Annotated in this window: 12 protein-coding genes; 10 read left to right on the forward strand and 2 right to left on the reverse strand. The window is 67.4% G+C overall.

What is annotated here, in order from left to right; all coding sequences use genetic code 11:
• Positions 1–14: 14 nt before the first annotated feature.
• From CCZ28_RS04110 to CCZ28_RS04155, 10 genes are all read left to right on the forward strand, one after another.
• Positions 15–362, forward strand: coding sequence for an FmdB family zinc ribbon protein (locus CCZ28_RS04110; RefSeq protein ID WP_140216136.1), 348 nt, complete (start codon positions 15–17; stop codon positions 360–362).
• A 33-nt stretch (positions 363–395) separates the two neighbouring features.
• Positions 396–1,439, forward strand: coding sequence for an aliphatic amidase (locus tag CCZ28_RS04115; RefSeq protein ID WP_140216138.1), 1,044 nt, complete (start codon positions 396–398; stop codon positions 1,437–1,439).
• Between the two features lie 23 nt (positions 1,440–1,462).
• Complete coding sequence (locus CCZ28_RS04120; RefSeq protein ID WP_140216140.1) at positions 1,463–2,494, forward strand: AAA family ATPase; 1,032 nt, start codon at positions 1,463–1,465, stop codon at positions 2,492–2,494.
• 332 nt (positions 2,495–2,826) lie between these two features.
• Entirely contained in the window at positions 2,827–4,257 is a 1,431-nt protein-coding gene (locus CCZ28_RS04125; RefSeq protein ID WP_140216143.1) for an amidase, read from the forward strand.
• A gap of 233 nt (positions 4,258–4,490) precedes the next feature.
• Positions 4,491–5,249 carry a DeoR/GlpR family DNA-binding transcription regulator gene (locus tag CCZ28_RS04130; RefSeq protein WP_140216145.1) on the forward strand — a complete coding sequence of 253 codons (759 nt, stop codon included), beginning with the start codon at positions 4,491–4,493 and terminating at the stop codon, positions 5,247–5,249.
• A complete protein-coding gene (locus CCZ28_RS04135; protein ID WP_140216146.1) occupies positions 5,227–6,507 on the forward strand; it encodes a Zn-dependent hydrolase in 1,281 nt (426 codons plus the stop codon). The genes CCZ28_RS04130 and CCZ28_RS04135 overlap by 23 nt, the downstream gene beginning before the upstream one ends.
• Positions 6,508–6,517: 10 nt before the next feature.
• A complete protein-coding gene (locus tag CCZ28_RS04140) occupies positions 6,518–7,459 on the forward strand; it encodes a phosphotransferase family protein (RefSeq protein ID WP_140216148.1) in 942 nt (313 codons plus the stop codon).
• A 5-nt stretch (positions 7,460–7,464) separates the two neighbouring features.
• The gene (locus tag CCZ28_RS04145) at positions 7,465–8,400 is read left to right on the forward strand and encodes a choline kinase family protein (RefSeq protein ID WP_140216150.1); all 936 of its coding nucleotides are present in this window, start codon (positions 7,465–7,467) and stop codon (positions 8,398–8,400) included.
• Between the two features lie 226 nt (positions 8,401–8,626).
• Positions 8,627–8,872, forward strand: coding sequence for a hypothetical protein (locus CCZ28_RS04150; protein ID WP_140216152.1), 246 nt, complete (start codon positions 8,627–8,629; stop codon positions 8,870–8,872).
• Positions 8,869–10,407 carry a sodium:solute symporter family protein gene (locus tag CCZ28_RS04155; protein WP_140216154.1) on the forward strand — a complete coding sequence of 513 codons (1,539 nt, stop codon included), beginning with the start codon at positions 8,869–8,871 and terminating at the stop codon, positions 10,405–10,407. The genes CCZ28_RS04150 and CCZ28_RS04155 overlap by 4 nt, the downstream gene beginning before the upstream one ends.
• Here the strand turns inward: CCZ28_RS04155 and atzF are convergent.
• Together atzF and uca are read right to left on the reverse strand one after the other, a co-directional pair.
• On the reverse strand, positions 10,404–12,200 hold the full coding sequence (gene atzF, locus CCZ28_RS04160) for an allophanate hydrolase (RefSeq protein WP_140216156.1): 1,797 nt from the start codon (positions 12,198–12,200) through the stop codon (positions 10,404–10,406). The two genes, CCZ28_RS04155 and atzF, sit on opposite strands and share 4 nt — an antisense overlap.
• Before the next feature lie 11 nt (positions 12,201–12,211).
• Complete coding sequence (gene uca, locus CCZ28_RS04165; RefSeq protein WP_140216158.1) at positions 12,212–15,811, reverse strand: urea carboxylase; 3,600 nt, start codon at positions 15,809–15,811, stop codon at positions 12,212–12,214.
• Positions 15,812–15,867: the final 56 nt, after the last annotated feature.

Consider the following 15,867-nt stretch of genomic DNA (forward strand, 5'->3'; position numbering starts at 1 on the left):
GCCAGGAGTTCGCCATGCCGATCTACGAATACGACTGCCCGCACTGCGGTGACTTCACCCTGCTGCGACCCATGGCCCAGCGCGACGATCCCTGCAACTGTCCCGCCTGCGCGACGCCCAGCCCGCGAGTGATCCTCAGCGCGCCGGGTCTCGCGACCCTGGCGGGCGGCCAGCGCCGTGCCCATGAGACCAACGAGCGGGCGCGCCACGCGCCCCAGTCGCTGGAGGAATACAAGGCCAGGCGCAGCCATGCTGCCGGCTGCAGCTGCTGTGCGCCGAGCAAGCCGGTGGCGCGCAGCAAGGCCAATCCCCATGGGCTGAAGACCAGTCCGTCGACCCGGCCCTGGATGATCAGTCACTGATCTCCGCTTCATCTCTTTCGAAGGAGCAACCCGATGCGCCATGGCGATATCTCCAGCAGCCCCGACACCGTCGGCGTGGCTGTCGTCAACTACCGGATGCCGCGTCTGCACAGCAAGGCGGAGGTCCTGGACAACGCCCGCCAGATCGCCGCGATGATCAAGGGCATGAAGCTCGGTCTGCCGGGCATGGACCTGGTGGTGTTCCCCGAGTACAGCACCATGGGGATCATGTACGACCGCGACGAGATGATGGCCACCGCCGCGACCATCCCCGGCGAGGAGACGGCGATCTTCGCCGCCGCCTGCCGCGAGGCCAGGACCTGGGGCATCTTTTCCCTCACCGGCGAGCGCCACGAGGAGCATCCGCACAAGGCCCCGTACAACACCTTGGTGCTGATCGACGACCAGGGCGAGATCGTGCAGAAGTACCGCAAGTGCATTCCCTGGTGCCCCATCGAAGGCTGGTATCCCGGCGACCGCACCTACGTCAGCGAGGGTCCCAAGGGCCTGAAGATCAGCCTGATCATCTGCGACGACGGCAACTACCCGGAGATCTGGCGCGATTGCGCGATGAAGGGCGCCGAGCTGATCGTGCGCTGCCAGGGCTACATGTATCCGGCCAAGGAGCAGCAGGTGCTGATGGCCAAGACCATGGCCTGGGCCAACAACTGCTACGTGGCGGTGGCCAACGCCACCGGCTTCGACGGGGTGTACAGCTACTTCGGCCACTCGGCGCTGATCGGCTTCGACGGCCGCACCCTGGGCGAGTGCGGCGAGGAGGAGATGGGCATCCAGTACGCCCAGCTGTCGATCTCGCAGATCCGCGATGCCCGTGCCAACGACCAGTCGCAGAACCACCTGTTCAAGTTGCTGCACCGGGGCTACACCGGCGTCTACAACTCCGGCGATGGCGACAAGGGCGTGGCCGATTGTCCCTTCGACTTCTACCGCACCTGGGTGCTGGATGCGCAGAAGGCCCAGGCGGACGTCGAGCGGATGACTCGCTCCACTATCGGGGTGGCGGACTGCCCGGTGGGCGAACTGCCCCATCCGGGCCAGGAACGCCAGCTCGGCTGAAGAGTGCCGCGCGGGGAGGGAGCATGCCATTCGTCAACGATCTGCTTGAGCATAACCGCAGCCAACTGGCCCCTGAGGGTCAGGCGCCGCTGCCCTCGCGCTTCCTCTTCGAGCCGGCGGCGGTCATGGCGCTGCTGCGGGGACGCATCCTCGGTCAGGACAGGGTGCTCGACCAGGTGGAAGCCCTGCTCAAGGTGGTCAAGGCCGACATCGGCGATCCGGAACGGCCGCTCGGCGTCAGCCTGTTCATCGGCCCCACCGGGGTCGGCAAGACCGAGATCGTGCGGCTGCTGGCCCAGGCCATCCACGGCCGCGCGGATGCCCTCTGCCGCATCGACATGAACACCCTGGCCCAGGAACACTACGCCGCGGCCCTGGCCGGGGCGCCACCCGGCTACGTGGGCAGCAAGGAAGGCACCACCCTGTTCGATGCTGAGGCCATCGCCGGCAGCTATGGCCGCCCCGGCATCGTGCTGTTCGACGAGCTGGAAAAGGCCGATCGCCAGGTCATCCGCACCCTGTTGAACGTGCTCGACAGCGGCCAACTGGTGCTCAGCGCCGGCAGCAAGCGCCTCGATTTCCGTAACGCCCTCATCTTCATGACCAGCAACCTGGGCGCCCGCGCCGTGCAGGCCTATCGCGCCCGCTTCGAGCGTGGCTGGCGACGCTGGCTCAACCTGCTGCCTCTTGACCAGGGTCGCGTGCTGGAGGACGCGCTGCACGACCATTTCGACCCGGAGTTCCTCAATCGTATCGATCGGATCCTGGCCTTCCAGCGCCTCGAACACGACTGGCTGCCCGGCCTGCTCGACATCGAATTGGGCAAGCTCAACCAGCGCCTGGGTCGCCGCGGGCGCCGCCTGGAACTGGATGAGAGTGCCAAGGCCTTCCTCTGCCAAGGTCACGATGCCCGCTTCGGCGCTCGCGACCTAGTCCGGCGCCTGCGGCGGGTATTGGAACCGGCCGTGGCCGACTTCCTGCTGGAACGGCCCCAGGCCGTTCGGTTGCTGGTCGAAGCCCGCGGCGCGGGATTGCAGCTGCGCTGCCTCGACTGAGCGGCGGCTCGGGCTGACCGCCCATGCACGCGGCGGATGGTCCGCCTTGGCGGGGTAGCGTTCTGCGGGCTTCGCCCATAGATGCCCAGCCCCGGCGTCTCACGTCGCTCATCCACCTATCCCGCTACCACCCATAGCCCGACATGACGGTCACTGTTGACGTCTTTCCGTCGCTCGTCTTCCTCCCGTTGCTGCCGTGGTGGGAAGGGGCCTTCTGCACTGGTAAATAAATCCCACATATTCCACAAAATCAACGAAACAGACTTGACCTCTTCTGCCGCCCGGTTATTCAATAGACGCAGTCACCCGGGCTTTGGAACGGCATCGAATCCATGAGAATCCCTCTTTCCAGCAAGGAATTACCCGACGTACTGGCATCCGCTGCCGGTATTCGCCAGGGCGAGCTGACCTCAGTGGGGCTTGTGGAATGCTGCCTTGAATCCATAAAAGCCAACAATTCCACGCTCAATGCCTTCGGTGACGTCTATGCCGACAACGCCCTGGCCGAAGCCCGGCTGTTGGACGCCGAAGCGGGCGAAGGCCGCTTCCGCGGCCCCCTGCATGGCGTGCCCTTCGGCATCAAGGATCTCTTCCATACCGCCGGCCTGCGCACCACCCGGGGTTCGCTCACCGGCCTGGACAATGTCCCGGAGCAGGATGCCCCTATCGTTCGCCGGCTGAAGGCCGCTGGCGGCATTCTGCTGGGCAAGACGGCGACCACCGAATTCGGTTGGACGGGCGCCAGCACCTCGCGGGTGTTCGGCGATGGCCGCACCCCGTGGAATCCGCACCTCAGCAGTGGCGGTTCGAGTTCCGGATCGGCCATCGCCACGGCGGCGCGCATGGTGCCGGCGGCCCTGGGTTCGGACGGTGGCGGCTCGGTGCGCATCCCCAGCGCCTTCTGTGGCACCTTCGCGCTGAAAGGCTCCCTTGGCAGAATCCCCACCTGGCCATGGTCGGCGACGGAAATGCTCAGCCATGCCGGCCCCATCACCCGTACCGTGCGTGACAGCGCGCTGCTGTTCGACGTTCTCTCCGGTCCGCACGCCCTGGACCACCAGGCGCTGCCGGCCCCGCAGGAGTCCTACCTGGCCCGCTGCGACCAGCCGCTGCGTCCCTTGCGCGTCGGCTATTGCCCCACGCTGTTCGAGACCCCGGTCCAGCCGCAGGTGGCCGCAGGCGTCGAAGCGGCGGTGAATACCCTGGCGCGTAATCTGCCGCTGGAGATCGAGCGCCTGACCCTGGACTGGCAGGACCCGCTGGCCATCTTCGAGACGCTCTGGGTGGCGGGCCGTGGCATCGCCTATGGCAAGACCCTCGCCGAGCGTCTGGATGAACTCGATCCAGGCTTTGCCAGCTTGATCGAGAAGGCCGCGGGCTACGACCTCGCTGATTATCTGAAGGCCACGCAGCGGCGGGCAGCGTTCGCCAACCAGGTACACGCCTTGTTCGACCGCTATGACCTGTTGCTGCTGCCGACCTTGCCCATCCTGCCGTTTCCCGCGCACCTCACCGGGCCGGAGGAGGGCTTCGAGGCGCCTGGCAGCGCTATCCCCTGGGCCCGCTGGACGCCCTTTACCTACCCCTTCAACCTGTCCGGGAATCCCGCCGCCAGCCTGCCTTGCGGCTGGAGCGAAGAGGAGTTGCCGATCGCGTTGCAGGTGGTCGGTCCGCGGCATGCCGACGGCGAGGTCCTGCAATTTTGCGCGGCGGTTGAAGCCTTGTTGCCCTGGGCACACCGACTGCCTCCACTGCTGCGCTAGCCCGATTCAGACGGCGCCCGCCCACCCAAGAGGCTGGCCCGTTGCGGTACCTTGACCTTCTGCCTTTCACCCTTGCCCGTGAAAGGAGTCCTTACATGGCGTCAGCCTGTTCCATCTCGTTCCGTCGCGCTGCGCCTCCAGGGGCCAGGGCCAGGCTGCGCATGCGAGTCGGCGAATCGGTCAGAGCGGCCCGTTACACTGAGCGCTTCTCTCTGCCGCGGACGACCCACGCCATGCTGAACCAGCCTCGCCTCGACGAAATCATGCGTCTCATCAACCTGCAGCAACGCGTCAAGGCGGCGGACCTGGCGCAGGCCATGCAGGTATCGGAAGAGACCATTCGCCGCGATCTCAAGCATCTCGAGGAAGCCGGCAAGCTGAGGCGCATCCATGGCGGCGCGGTGCTGCCCAAGCCCAACGAAGAGCAGCCGCTGCAGGTGCGCAGTCGCATCCAGACCCGGGCCAAGACGCGCCTGGCGGTGTGCGCGGCGGAACTGGTCCAGGAGGGCATGGCGCTGTTTCTCGACACCGGCACCACCACCCTGGCGCTGGCGCAACAGCTCACGCGCTTCAGCACCCTGCGCGTCGTCACCAACTCCCTGGACATCGGCCTGCTGCTGACCCAGCACAGCGCCAACCAGGTGCTCATGACACCCGGCGACATCCGCCGCAACGACAACGCCCTGATCGGTCCGCACACCCTGGCATTCGCCGGGGGCTTCCATTACGACATCGCCTTCATGGGCATAGGCGCGGTGGATGTCGAGCTGGGCCTGATGGATTACGAGGAACCCGAGGCGCATCTGCGCCGTACGCTGACGGCGCATTGCCGCCGCAGCGTGATCCTGGCGGACGACGCCAAGTTCGGTCACCGCACCTTCATCAACACCTTGCCGTTCTCGGCGGTGGATACGCTGGTGAGCAACCGGCCGCCAGCCGTCGAGTTCGTGCGCTGCCTGGAGTCAGCCGATGTCGAGCTCCTTTGTCCCTGATCTTCCCGTCGCCGACGCGGCTGACCTCGATGCCTTCGATGCGCTGTTCGCGCAAAGCTCGGCCATCGGCGTTACCGCCAATGGTGGCCTGCATCGTCTCGCCGCTTCAGCGGAAGACGGCGCCATGCGTGACCTTTTCAGCGCCTGGCTGCTGGCCCATGGCTTCAGCGTAAAGGTCGACGCCGTAGGTAACCTGTTCGGCCTGCTGACCTTCGATCCTGCAGCGCCCTATGTCGTCTGCGGCTCCCATCTGGATACCCAACCCAAGGCCGGGCGTTTCGACGGCGTCTATGGCGTCCTCTCCGGTGCGGTCGCCAGCGCCAGCGTCGCGCGCCAACTCGCGGCGCGTGGCGAAACGCCGGCCTTCAATCTGGCCGTGGTGAACTGGACCAACGAAGAGGGCGCGCGCTTTCAGCCCAGCCTCATCGGTAGCAGCGCCTTCATCGGCAGCCTTGCGGTCGAGGACGCCTGGGCCAGCCAAGACAGCGCGGGCGTAACCCTGGGCGAGGCCCTCACGCAGATCGGCTATCGCGGCGCGGCGATGCTGGACTTGCCGGTGGCCGCCTATCTGGAGCTGCACGTCGAGCAGGGCGTCCAGTTGGAGGAGCAGGGGCTCGCCATCGGCGTGGTGCGGCACACCTGGGCCGCGCTGAAATGGCGGCTACGTTTCGATGGCGAGCAGAACCACACGGGACCGGCGCCCATGGCCGTGCGCCGTGATGCCCTGCTGGCCGCGGCCGAGGCCATCGTGGCGGTCAGGGCCGAGGCCGAACGCCACGGGTTGGCGATGCACACCTCGGTGGGGCGCCTGGAGCTCGAACCCAATTCGCCCAACGTGGTGCCGGCCCTGGCGCGACTCTGGGTGGAATTCCGCTCGCCGGACACGACGTTGTTGGCGGAGGCCGAAGAGCGCTTCCGCGCCACTCTCGATTCCATTGCCGCCAGAACGGGTACTACGTTCTCGCTCGAAAGCGCGCAATTGCGCGAGCCCAGTCACCTGCACGATGGGTTGAGCGATCTGGCACGCCAGACCTGCGCGGCCCTGGGGGTACCCGCGGGAGATAGCGCCACCGTCGCCGGACACGACGCCATCAGCCTCGGGCGGCGCTTTCCCGCGGCCCTGTTGTTCGTACCCAGCCGGGGCGGACTCTCCCACAACGAAGCGGAATTCTCCGCTACCGCCGACCTGCACCAGGGACTCCGCGTCCTTACCGCGTTGCTCTATCGCGCCTGTTGCCAGCCCGAGCTGTATCTCTGAGGAGCCCGCCATGACGTCGACCCTCGAATTCAATCGCCTGCAAGCCGCCCTGATTGGGGCCGGGCTGACGGGCGTGCAGATCACCACGGGTACTGCGGGCGTGGCCTCGCCGACCCGCCTCGCCTGCGAGTGGGCTGGCTTCCACGTCCTGAGTGACCAGGGCGCCTTCTATGCCAAGGTGCTCTACGACGACATGCGGCCCGTCCTCGACTTCGCCCAGAGCGCCGAGGCGACTCGTTGCGCGGCCATGGCCGGGGTGACGCCGGCGCTACGGCTCGCGGATGAAGACAACGGTGTCTTGCTGCTCGAACGTCTGGCACCCGAGGACTGGCATTGGGCACGCCTCGACCGGCTCCAGCCGCAGCACCGCCTGGACGCCCTCTGGCGGTTGAAGCTCAAGGTGCAGGAAGGGCCGACGCCAGCCTTCGAGCGCTCGCCCTGGGCCGATATCGAGCGGCTCCGCACGCTTTGTCGAGCCCAGGCGGTGGTCTTGCCCGATGACCATGCCTGGATCGATGACTGTGTCGACCAGGCGTGGGCCGCCGTGCAACGGCATCCCATCGAGCGCCGTCCGCTGCACGGCGATGGCCTGGCCGGCAATGTGATGATCAACGCGGCGGGCGAGTTGCGGCTGCTGGATTTTGATCGGGGCGGTTGCTTCGATCCCTGGTACGACGTCGCCATCACCCTCAACGAGCTGTACCCCTTCGAGCCGCAATGGCGCGCCGGTATCGCACGCTGGAGCGCGACGGCGAGCGACGCCGACTACGCACGCTGCCGCCTCTACGGCCTGTTGGATGACTGGTACTGGACGCTGTGGGGCCTCTGGGCTGGCGTCGCCTCGACGCGGCCGCTGGAGTTCTCCAAGGTCGGCCAGTGGACCTTGTTGCGTTGCCGCACGACGATTCAGGAGTCGCGCTTCGAAAGCTGGCTCCGTCAGGTAGGAGGATAGGCCAGATGAAGCGACTAGGCGAAGCGAGCACCCAGGCGGAACGGCAGCTGGAGCAGGCGATTCTCAGTCATGCGCCCTGGGCTGGCTGTGCGGCCCACTATGCCCCGGTCAGCGGCGGCATCTCCAACACCAATTGGCGAGTACAGATCGAGGGTGCACCCACGGCGTTCTTCCTGAAGGTGCCGGGGCAGGGCACGGAACTCTTCATCGACCGGCGCACCGCCCACGATGCCAGCCTCAAGGCGGCGGCCACCGGTTATGGCGCCCCGGTGGTGGCCTTTCTCGAAGCGCACGGCGTGGAGGTCTTCGAATTCATGGAGGGCTGGCGCGCCTCGTCCAATCGCGACTTTCTCGACCGCGACGTTCGCCACCGGGCGTTGCACGCCCTCAAGGCCTTCAACGACCAGCCACTACTGATCCAGACCAAGACCGTCTTCGACATGATCGACGAGCACCAGCGCCAGGTGCGGGAACTCGGTGGCCAGTGGCCGGACGACCACGCTTGGCTCGACCGCCAGTATCGGCGCGCGATGCAGGCGCTGGAGGCCTCCGGGATCGATCTTGCGCCCTGCATGAACGACACCCTGGCCGGCAACTTCATGCTCAACGCCACGGCCGAGGTGCGGCTGGTGGATTTCGAATACGCCTCCAACAACGACCGCCACTACGAACTGGCGCTCTGGTTCGGCGAGATGTTCTTCGCCCCGGACATGGAGCTGGCACTGGTCGAGGACTACTTCGGCGCGGTGACCACTCAGACCCTGGCGCGGGTGTACGTCAACAAGGCCCTGGCCGATCTCAAGTGGTCCACCTGGGCCATGGTGCAGCACGCCGTCTCGCAGCTCGATTTCGACTTCTACAAGTATGGCGCGCTCAAGCACAGCCGCGCCCGCAGCGTCATCCACGATTCCCGCTGGGAGACCTGGCTCAGGCAGGTCTGACGGATCCCCGAGCCACCTCGCAGAAGGTGGCCGACAACGACAGGAAACACCGGCGTACGCCAGGGGATGAGTTGCTCAGCCTCCTGGAGCGCCCCTCGACTGCCTCGCGAAGCCTCTTTCGATCAACCGTCGGCCTGCCACAGGAGCCAGCCCTCGTGAACAGTCTCTTCTTCTATCGCCACGTCGGCGCAGCGCTGCGTCGCTGCCTGCGCCAGGGGGTGTCGGCATGACGTCCGCCAGTCCCTTCTCGCTCAAGACCTGCGCTTTCGGTCTGTATTTCCTCGCCCTGCTGCTGATGGCGGTGTTCCCGCCGTTCTACCTCAGCGTGAGCGGCAGCTCCCGGCTGGTGCTGGGCATTCCCTTGCCGATCTTCTACTGGATCCTCATCGCCGTGCTGCTGGGTATCGGCGTGGGGGCGCTCTATCTGGTCGAATCCGCCAATGGCGACATCCCCGAGGAGACTCAGCCATGATCCCTTCCGGTAGCACCTTCGACATGCTCGTCAGCTTCGGCGTCATCGGCCTGTTCCTCGCCGGGATGATCGCCGTGCTCTATCTCACCAACAAGCAGAGCCACGACTTCGCCGACTATGCCGTCGGCGGTCGCTCCTATGGACCCTGGTACATCGCCATGTGCTACACCAATTCCTGGTGGCCGGGCGCGACCTTCACGGCGTTCTTCTCGCTATCGGTGGGCGGCGCCCTGGGTTTCTACGGCATGGTCTATTCGACTCTCGGGGTGACCGCCATGTACCTCATGGCCAATCGCGCCTGGACCTGGGGCCAGAGATTCAACCTCACCACCCAACCCGACCTGCTGGGCATGAGATTCAACAGCCCGGCGGTCAAGCGACTCGCCTCCATCATCGGCATCATCTCGGTGTTTCCCTGGGTGGTGATGGGCATCCAGGCGCTGGCCATGCTGTTCCAGTTCGCCAGCTTCGGCAGCTGGGGCATCACCGCCTGCCTGACCGCCGGGGTGCTGGTGGTACTGATCCGCCAATACTGGACGGTGAGCATGGGCATGCGCGGCCTGATCATGACCGACATGTACCAGGGGCTGATCGCCTACGTGCTGGCCGCCGGGCTGTGTATCTTCTTGCTCGGTGGCAGTCAGAACGCCTCCTTCGCCAACCTCGCCGCACTGCCGGCCAAGATGCTGCTGATTCCCGGGGATTCCGGCACCGGCTATGGCGCCTGGTATATGTTCAGCCTGATCTTCACCGGGGTCATCGGCTCCATGTGCTGGCCCATGAGTTTCCAGCGTATCTACACCGCCAGCGGCGTACGGTCGGTGAAGAAGGGCACGGTCTACACCATCCTGCTGGTGGGCGGTTTCTACGGCATCCTGATGCTGTTCGCCGCCGCGGTCAGCCAGGACCCGAACGTGGCGGCTCATCCGCAACAGGGCTGGTTCCTGGCGCTGTTCGACATCGGCGGCCCCTGGCTGTTGGCCCTGGCCATCGCCATCGTCCTGGCCGCGAGCATCGGCCACGTCGACGGCTGCGTGCAGGTCTGCGGCGTGCAATTCGCCAACGACCTCGCCACCTGGACCACGCCGCGCACCGACCGCCAGCTCACCGCGCTGGCCAAGGGTGGGATGATCGTCTTCATCGCCGCCGCCGCGGTGGTGGCCTATCTGACGTTCAACTACTCGCGCCTGCAACTGCTGGCGCAGATCTCCTACCAGGGCATCATCCAACTGGCCGTACCGCTGTTCTTCGGGATCTTTACCCGCTGGGGTAACAAGCAGGGCGCCATACTCGGCATGCTCACCGGGATCCTCATCGCCATCGTGCTGACCGTTATCTACCCGGACGACATCGCCGTGCTCGGCTCGCTCACCAGCGGCATCGTCGGGGTGATCTTCAACGCCCTGGTGTTCGTCGGGTGCGCCCTGGCCATCAAGCCCAGCGAGGCGGAAAGCCGGCGCGTCGCCGAGCTGTTCGAGCTCGGCGTGGCTTCGCGTTCGGCTGCCAAGGGCGCCGTTGCACCAGCCATGGGCTAGATAGAGCGCGCCAGCCAGGCGCGCCAGCCGCCGTAAGCCGTGATGTCCTCGGCCCCCGCCAGGCCATAAGGCTCGCAGATGAAGCCGGTTTCCCAGCTGCCGTCGGCCAACTCCACCTTGCCCAGGCCGAGCGGGGCGGGGATGCCGGCGAGGAAGCTGCCCAGTTCGCTGCTGGGCAGTTCCCAGACCTCCACCTCGATGGCCGCGCCGTCCTGCTCGACTCTCACCATGCCGGGCCGCAAGGGCGGTCCGCCAGCCAGGGCGTAAAGGCGATAGCGTGGGGCGCTCTTGGTCAGGGCCAGGCGGCGGGCGCCACGGGCGAGCAGTTGGCCGTTGAGCGGTAGGCCCTGCAGATGGGCGCCGCAGACCACCAGACGGGTGCGATCATGGCGCGCGGCGCGAGTGGGCAGGCTGGCGTTCGGCAGATTGCCGCCCACCAGCGGCAGGCCCTGGCTCTCTTGCAGCGCCGCCGCCAGGCTGAGCAGGTACTGGTCGGTGAAGACCCGGCCGAACAGCGTCACGCCCCAGGGCAGGCCGTTGCTCATCACCCCGGCGGGTACCGCCACCGCCGCATAGTCCAGCAGGTTCATGAAGTTGGTGTAGTAGCCGAGGTCGGCGTTGCGCGCCACCGGCTCGGCGGCCAGCTCCGCCAGGGTGACCGGCCGGGGATAGGTGGGGGTGAGCACGCAATCCAGCTCGGCCAGCAGTGCATCGCACTGGGCCTTTAGCGCCTGCAGCCGGTAGCCGGCGCGGAAGGCGTCCACCGCCGAGGCACCGGGCGCCTTTTCCAGCACGGCGCGGATCACCGGCAGCACCGCCTCCGGATCGGCTTCGATCAGGGCTCCGGCCACGCTGTAGCGCTCGGCTACCCAGGGGCCCTCGTAGAGCAGGCGGGCGGCTTCCAGAAAAGGCGTGAGATCGAGCGGCACGGCTTCACCACCCAGGGCTTCCAGCTGGGCCTTGGCCGCTGCGAACAGCGCGGGGCTTTCCGGGCAACCGAGGAATTCCAGCTGGGTCGGCACGCCGAAGCGGAAGGGGCGTGGGCGGCCGAAGGCGCTGGCGTCGTTCCATTGCGGATTGGCGCGGCTGTAGGGATCGCGCGGGTCGGGCTGGGCGCCCAGGGCCAGCAACTCGCTGGCCTCCAAGGCGGTGGCGGTAAAGAAGGTCACGCAGTCGAGGGTCTGGCAGGCCGGTACCACGCCAGCGGTGGACAGCAGCCCCTTACTGCCCTTAAGGCCGACCAGGTTGTTCAACGCTGCCGGTACCCGTCCGGAGCCGGCAGTATCCGTGCCCAGGGCGAAGCTGGCGACGCCCAGGGCCACGGCCAGCGCCGAGCCGGCGCTGGAACCACCGGCCGGATAGTCCGGATGGACGCTGTTGCGGCAGGCGCCATAGGGCGAGCGGGTGCCGTTGAGGCCGGTGGCGAACTGATCGAGATTGCACTTGCCCAGGGGTATGGCGCCCAAGGCCACCAGCCGCTCCACCAGGGTGGCGGAGCGCTCGGGCACATAGGCGTAGGCCGGGCAGGCCGCCGTGGTGGGGATGCCGGCCAGGTCGATATTGTCCTTGAGCGCGAAGGGAATGCCGTACAGCGGCAGCTCGGCCGGCTCGCGGCCGTCGAGTGCGGCCAGATAGGGCTCCAGTTCCGCCGGGGTCAGCAGGTGGATGAATAGCCGATACTCAGGGTTCAGCTGCTCAGCCTTTTCCAGAAGTTCGGCCACGAGAGCCCGTGGCGTCCGGGTACCGGCGGCATAGGCGGCGCGCAGGGTGGCGAGGCGCAGGTCGAATGTCATGGCGGCTTCCTTCAATTCTTGTCGATGACGAGCAGGCGCTGGCCGGCGCGGACCGGAGAACCTGGCTGGACATGGAGGTCGCGAATCCGGCCGCTGCAGGGAGCAAGCAGGGGGATTTCCATCTTCATGGATTCAAGGACGAGTAGCGGCTGGCCGGCGTCCACCTGATCGCCAGGCTGGACCTGCGCCTGCCAGAGATTGCCGGCGACCGGACTTTCCAGTGCCTGCTGGCCAGCGGTGAGCGGCGCGTCCGTGGTCGGCTCGGCAAGGGGCTCGACGCTGTCGAAATGCGCCTGGCCGGAGTCGATCCAGCGTTGCCGCTCGGCGGCGAAGGCGGCTTGCTGGCGGCTGCGGAAGGCGGCGATGCCCTCGGCTTCGCGGGCCAGGAAGGCCTGGTAGTCGGCCAGCGACAGCTCGCTGTCCTCGATACGTAGCGGCACGCGCCCCAGGGGAAAATCCGCCCGGATGCGCAGCAATTCCTCGGCCGAGACCTCGTAGAAGCGGATCTGGTCGAAGAAGCGCAGTAGATAGGGCTGGCCCTGGAAGGCCTCGACCTCGCGGTAGCGATTCCACATCTGCAGGGTGCGGCCGACGAACTGGTAACCGCCCGGTCCCTCCATGCCGTAGACGCAGAGATAGGCGCCGCCGATACCCACCGAGTTTTCCGCGGTCCAGGTGCGGGCGGGGTTGTACTTGGTGGTCACCAGGCGATGACGCGGATCGAGCGGGGTGGCGACCGGTGCCCCGAGGTAGACATCGCCCAGCCCCATCACCAGGTAACTGGCGTCGAAGACGATGCCCTTGATCGCCTCCAGGGAATCCAGGTCATTCACCCGACGGATGAATTCCAGGTTGCTCGGGCACCAGGGCGCGTCCTTGCGCACCGTGGTGGCGTACTTCTCGATGGCCAGGCGGCAGGCCGGATCGTCCCAGGACAGCGGCAGGTGGACGATGCGCGAAGGCACCCGCAGATCCTGGGCATCCCCCAGGGCCTGCCAGCAGCGGGTCACAGTCGCCAGCAGCTCGGCCAGCGGCAACGCCTCGGGCTGGTAGTGCACCTGCAGCGAACGAATGCCGGGGGTAAGTTCGCGCAGGCCGGGCAGGGCCAGGGCGGCCAGTGCCTGCATCAGGCCATGGCCGCGAAAGCGCAGGGCCAGGTCCAGCTCCGGCGGGCCGATCTCCAGCAGCAGATGGGTATCGCCGGAGAGCCGGGCCACCAGTCGTTCGGCGCCCTGGCCGAGGTCCAGCACCACGGGATCGCCGCGCTCGGGGGTAACGGCGATCTCCGCCTGCGACTGCAGACTGCTTTCCTCGGCCAGGCGTGCCTGCTGCAGGCGCCGAGCGGTCCCCAGGTTCACCGGCAGGAAGCGTACCCGGTCGCCGGCCTTGAGTTGGCCCAGTTGCCAGAGATCGGCCTCGATCACCGTGACCGGGCAGACGAAGCCGCCCAGGCTCGGGCCGTCCGGACCGAGGATGACCGGCATATCGCCGGTGAAATCCACGGCGCCCACCGCATAGGGGTTGTCGTGGATGTTGGAGGGATGCAGGCCGGCCTCACCGCCGTCCTCCCGCGTCCATTCCGGCTTGGGTCCGATCAGGCGCACCCCGGTACGGCTGGAATTGAAGTGCACCTCCCAGTCGGTGGCGAGGAAGAGGTCGAGATAGGCCGGGCTGAAATAGTCCGGCGCGCCATGGGGACCGTAGATGACGCGCAAGGTCCGGGTGGCGGGCAGGTGGGTGGTCAGCGCCTCCGGCAGACGGGCGCCCACACTGGAGTCGTTGAGCCTGTGCAGATGGAGCACGTCACCGGCGCGCAGGGCACGGCCGCCATGGCCGCCGAATTGGCCGAGGGTGAAGGTACTGCGGCTGCCCAGGTACTCGGGCAGGTCAAGGCCCCCGCGCAGGCAGAGATAGCTGCGCGCACCCGCACCCTCGATGGCGCCCAGTTGCAGGGTGGCACCGGCCGGCACCCGGAAGGCGCTGTCCATGGCCTGGGGCTGGTCATCCAGCAGGATCGGCAGGGCCGCGCCGGTGACCGCCACCACGGCCTCTGTGTTGAACCTGAGGGTGGGGCCGGCCAGGGTGATTTCCAGGGCGGCGGCGCGCTCGTCGTTGCCCAGCAGGCGATTGCCCAGGCGCAGGGCGCGGTCGTCCATGGGGCCGGACGGCGGAATCCCCACCGACCAGTAGCCGAGTCGACCGGGGGCATCCTGCACCGTGGTCTGGGTGCCGGCGCTAAGCACCTCCAGGGTAGTGGCCTGGTAGCTGAGGCCTTCCAGGCAGCGGGTCCAGGGGTGGCCCTCGGCGAAGGGCGCGGCGGCGAGGATCTGCCGCAGATAGTCGCGATTGGTTTCCACGCCGTAGAGCTGGGTCTCGGCCAGCGCCTGGTCGAGGCGCTGGCGGGCAGCCTCGCGATCGGGCGCCCAGGCGATGAGCTTGGCCACCAGGGGATCGAAGTAGGGCGGGATCTCGCAGCCAGCCTCGACCCAGGTATCCAGGCGCAGGGCGCGGCCATCCGCTGGTGGGAAGTCGACCTGGGTGAGCAGGCCTGGGCTGGGCTGGAAGTCACGGCCCGGGTCCTCGGCATAGAGGCGCGCCTGGATGGCATGGCCCGAGGGATTGAGACCCTGGGCCAACTCGGCCAGCGGCGGCAGCTCGCCGGCCGCCAGTTCGATCATCCAGCGCACCAGGTCGACACCCCAGGCCTGCTCGGTGACCCCATGCTCGACCTGCAGCCGGGTGTTCACCTCAAGGAAATAGAAGCGGTCGGCGGCGCTGTCGTAGACGAATTCAACGGTGCCGGCGCTGCGATAGCCTACCGCGCGGGTCAGGGCCAGGGCGGCGGCGCAGAGGGCCTCGGCCATGCCGGCCGGCAGGTTGGGCGCCGGGGTTTCCTCCAGTACCTTCTGGTTGCGCCGCTGCACCGAACAGTCGCGCACCCCTAGGGCCAGCACCTCGCCCTGGCCATCGCCGAACACCTGCACCTCCAGGTGCCGCGCCCGTTCGATGTATTTCTCCAGGAACACGCCAGCATCGCTGAAGTTGTTCTGGCCCAGCCGGCGTACCGTCTCGAAGGCCTCGCCGAGTTCGCTGGCCGAGCGGCAGACGCGCATGCCGATGCCACCGCCACCCGCGGTGCTCTTGAGCATCACCGGATAGCCGACCTGCTCGGCGGCGCTCAGCGCGGCGGCCAGGTCTTCCAGCAGCTCGGTGCCTTCCAGCAGGGGCACGCCCTGGGCGCGGGCCAGGGCGCGGGCGGTGTGCTTGAGGCCGAAGGTGCGCAGCTGCTCGGGGGTGGGGCCGACGAAGGCGATGCCGGCGACCTCGCAGGCTTCGGCGAAGGCAGCGTTCTCCGATAGAAAGCCATAGCCGGGGTGGATGGCCTGGGCGCCGCTGCGGCGGGCCACGTCGAGCAGCTTGGCGGTGTCCAGGTAGGTCGCCGCGGCGGCGCCCTCACCGAGGCTGAAGGCCTGGTCGGCCCCGCTGACATGGCGGCTGGCGCGGTCGGCTTCGCTGTAGACGGCGACCGAGGCAACGCCCAGCTCGCGCAGGGTGCGTTGGATCCGGCAGCCAATGGCGCCACGGTTGGCGATGAGCAGGGTGGTGAACATTCGAGGCGTCCTCGAAGGTGGCGGGCCGTCCCGCCGGGTAAGAGCTCTTGGGGTCG

Origin of the sequence: Pseudomonas oryzihabitans (genome assembly GCF_006384975.1) — a bacterium.
Taxonomy (GTDB): domain Bacteria; phylum Pseudomonadota; class Gammaproteobacteria; order Pseudomonadales; family Pseudomonadaceae; genus Chryseomonas; species Chryseomonas psychrotolerans_B.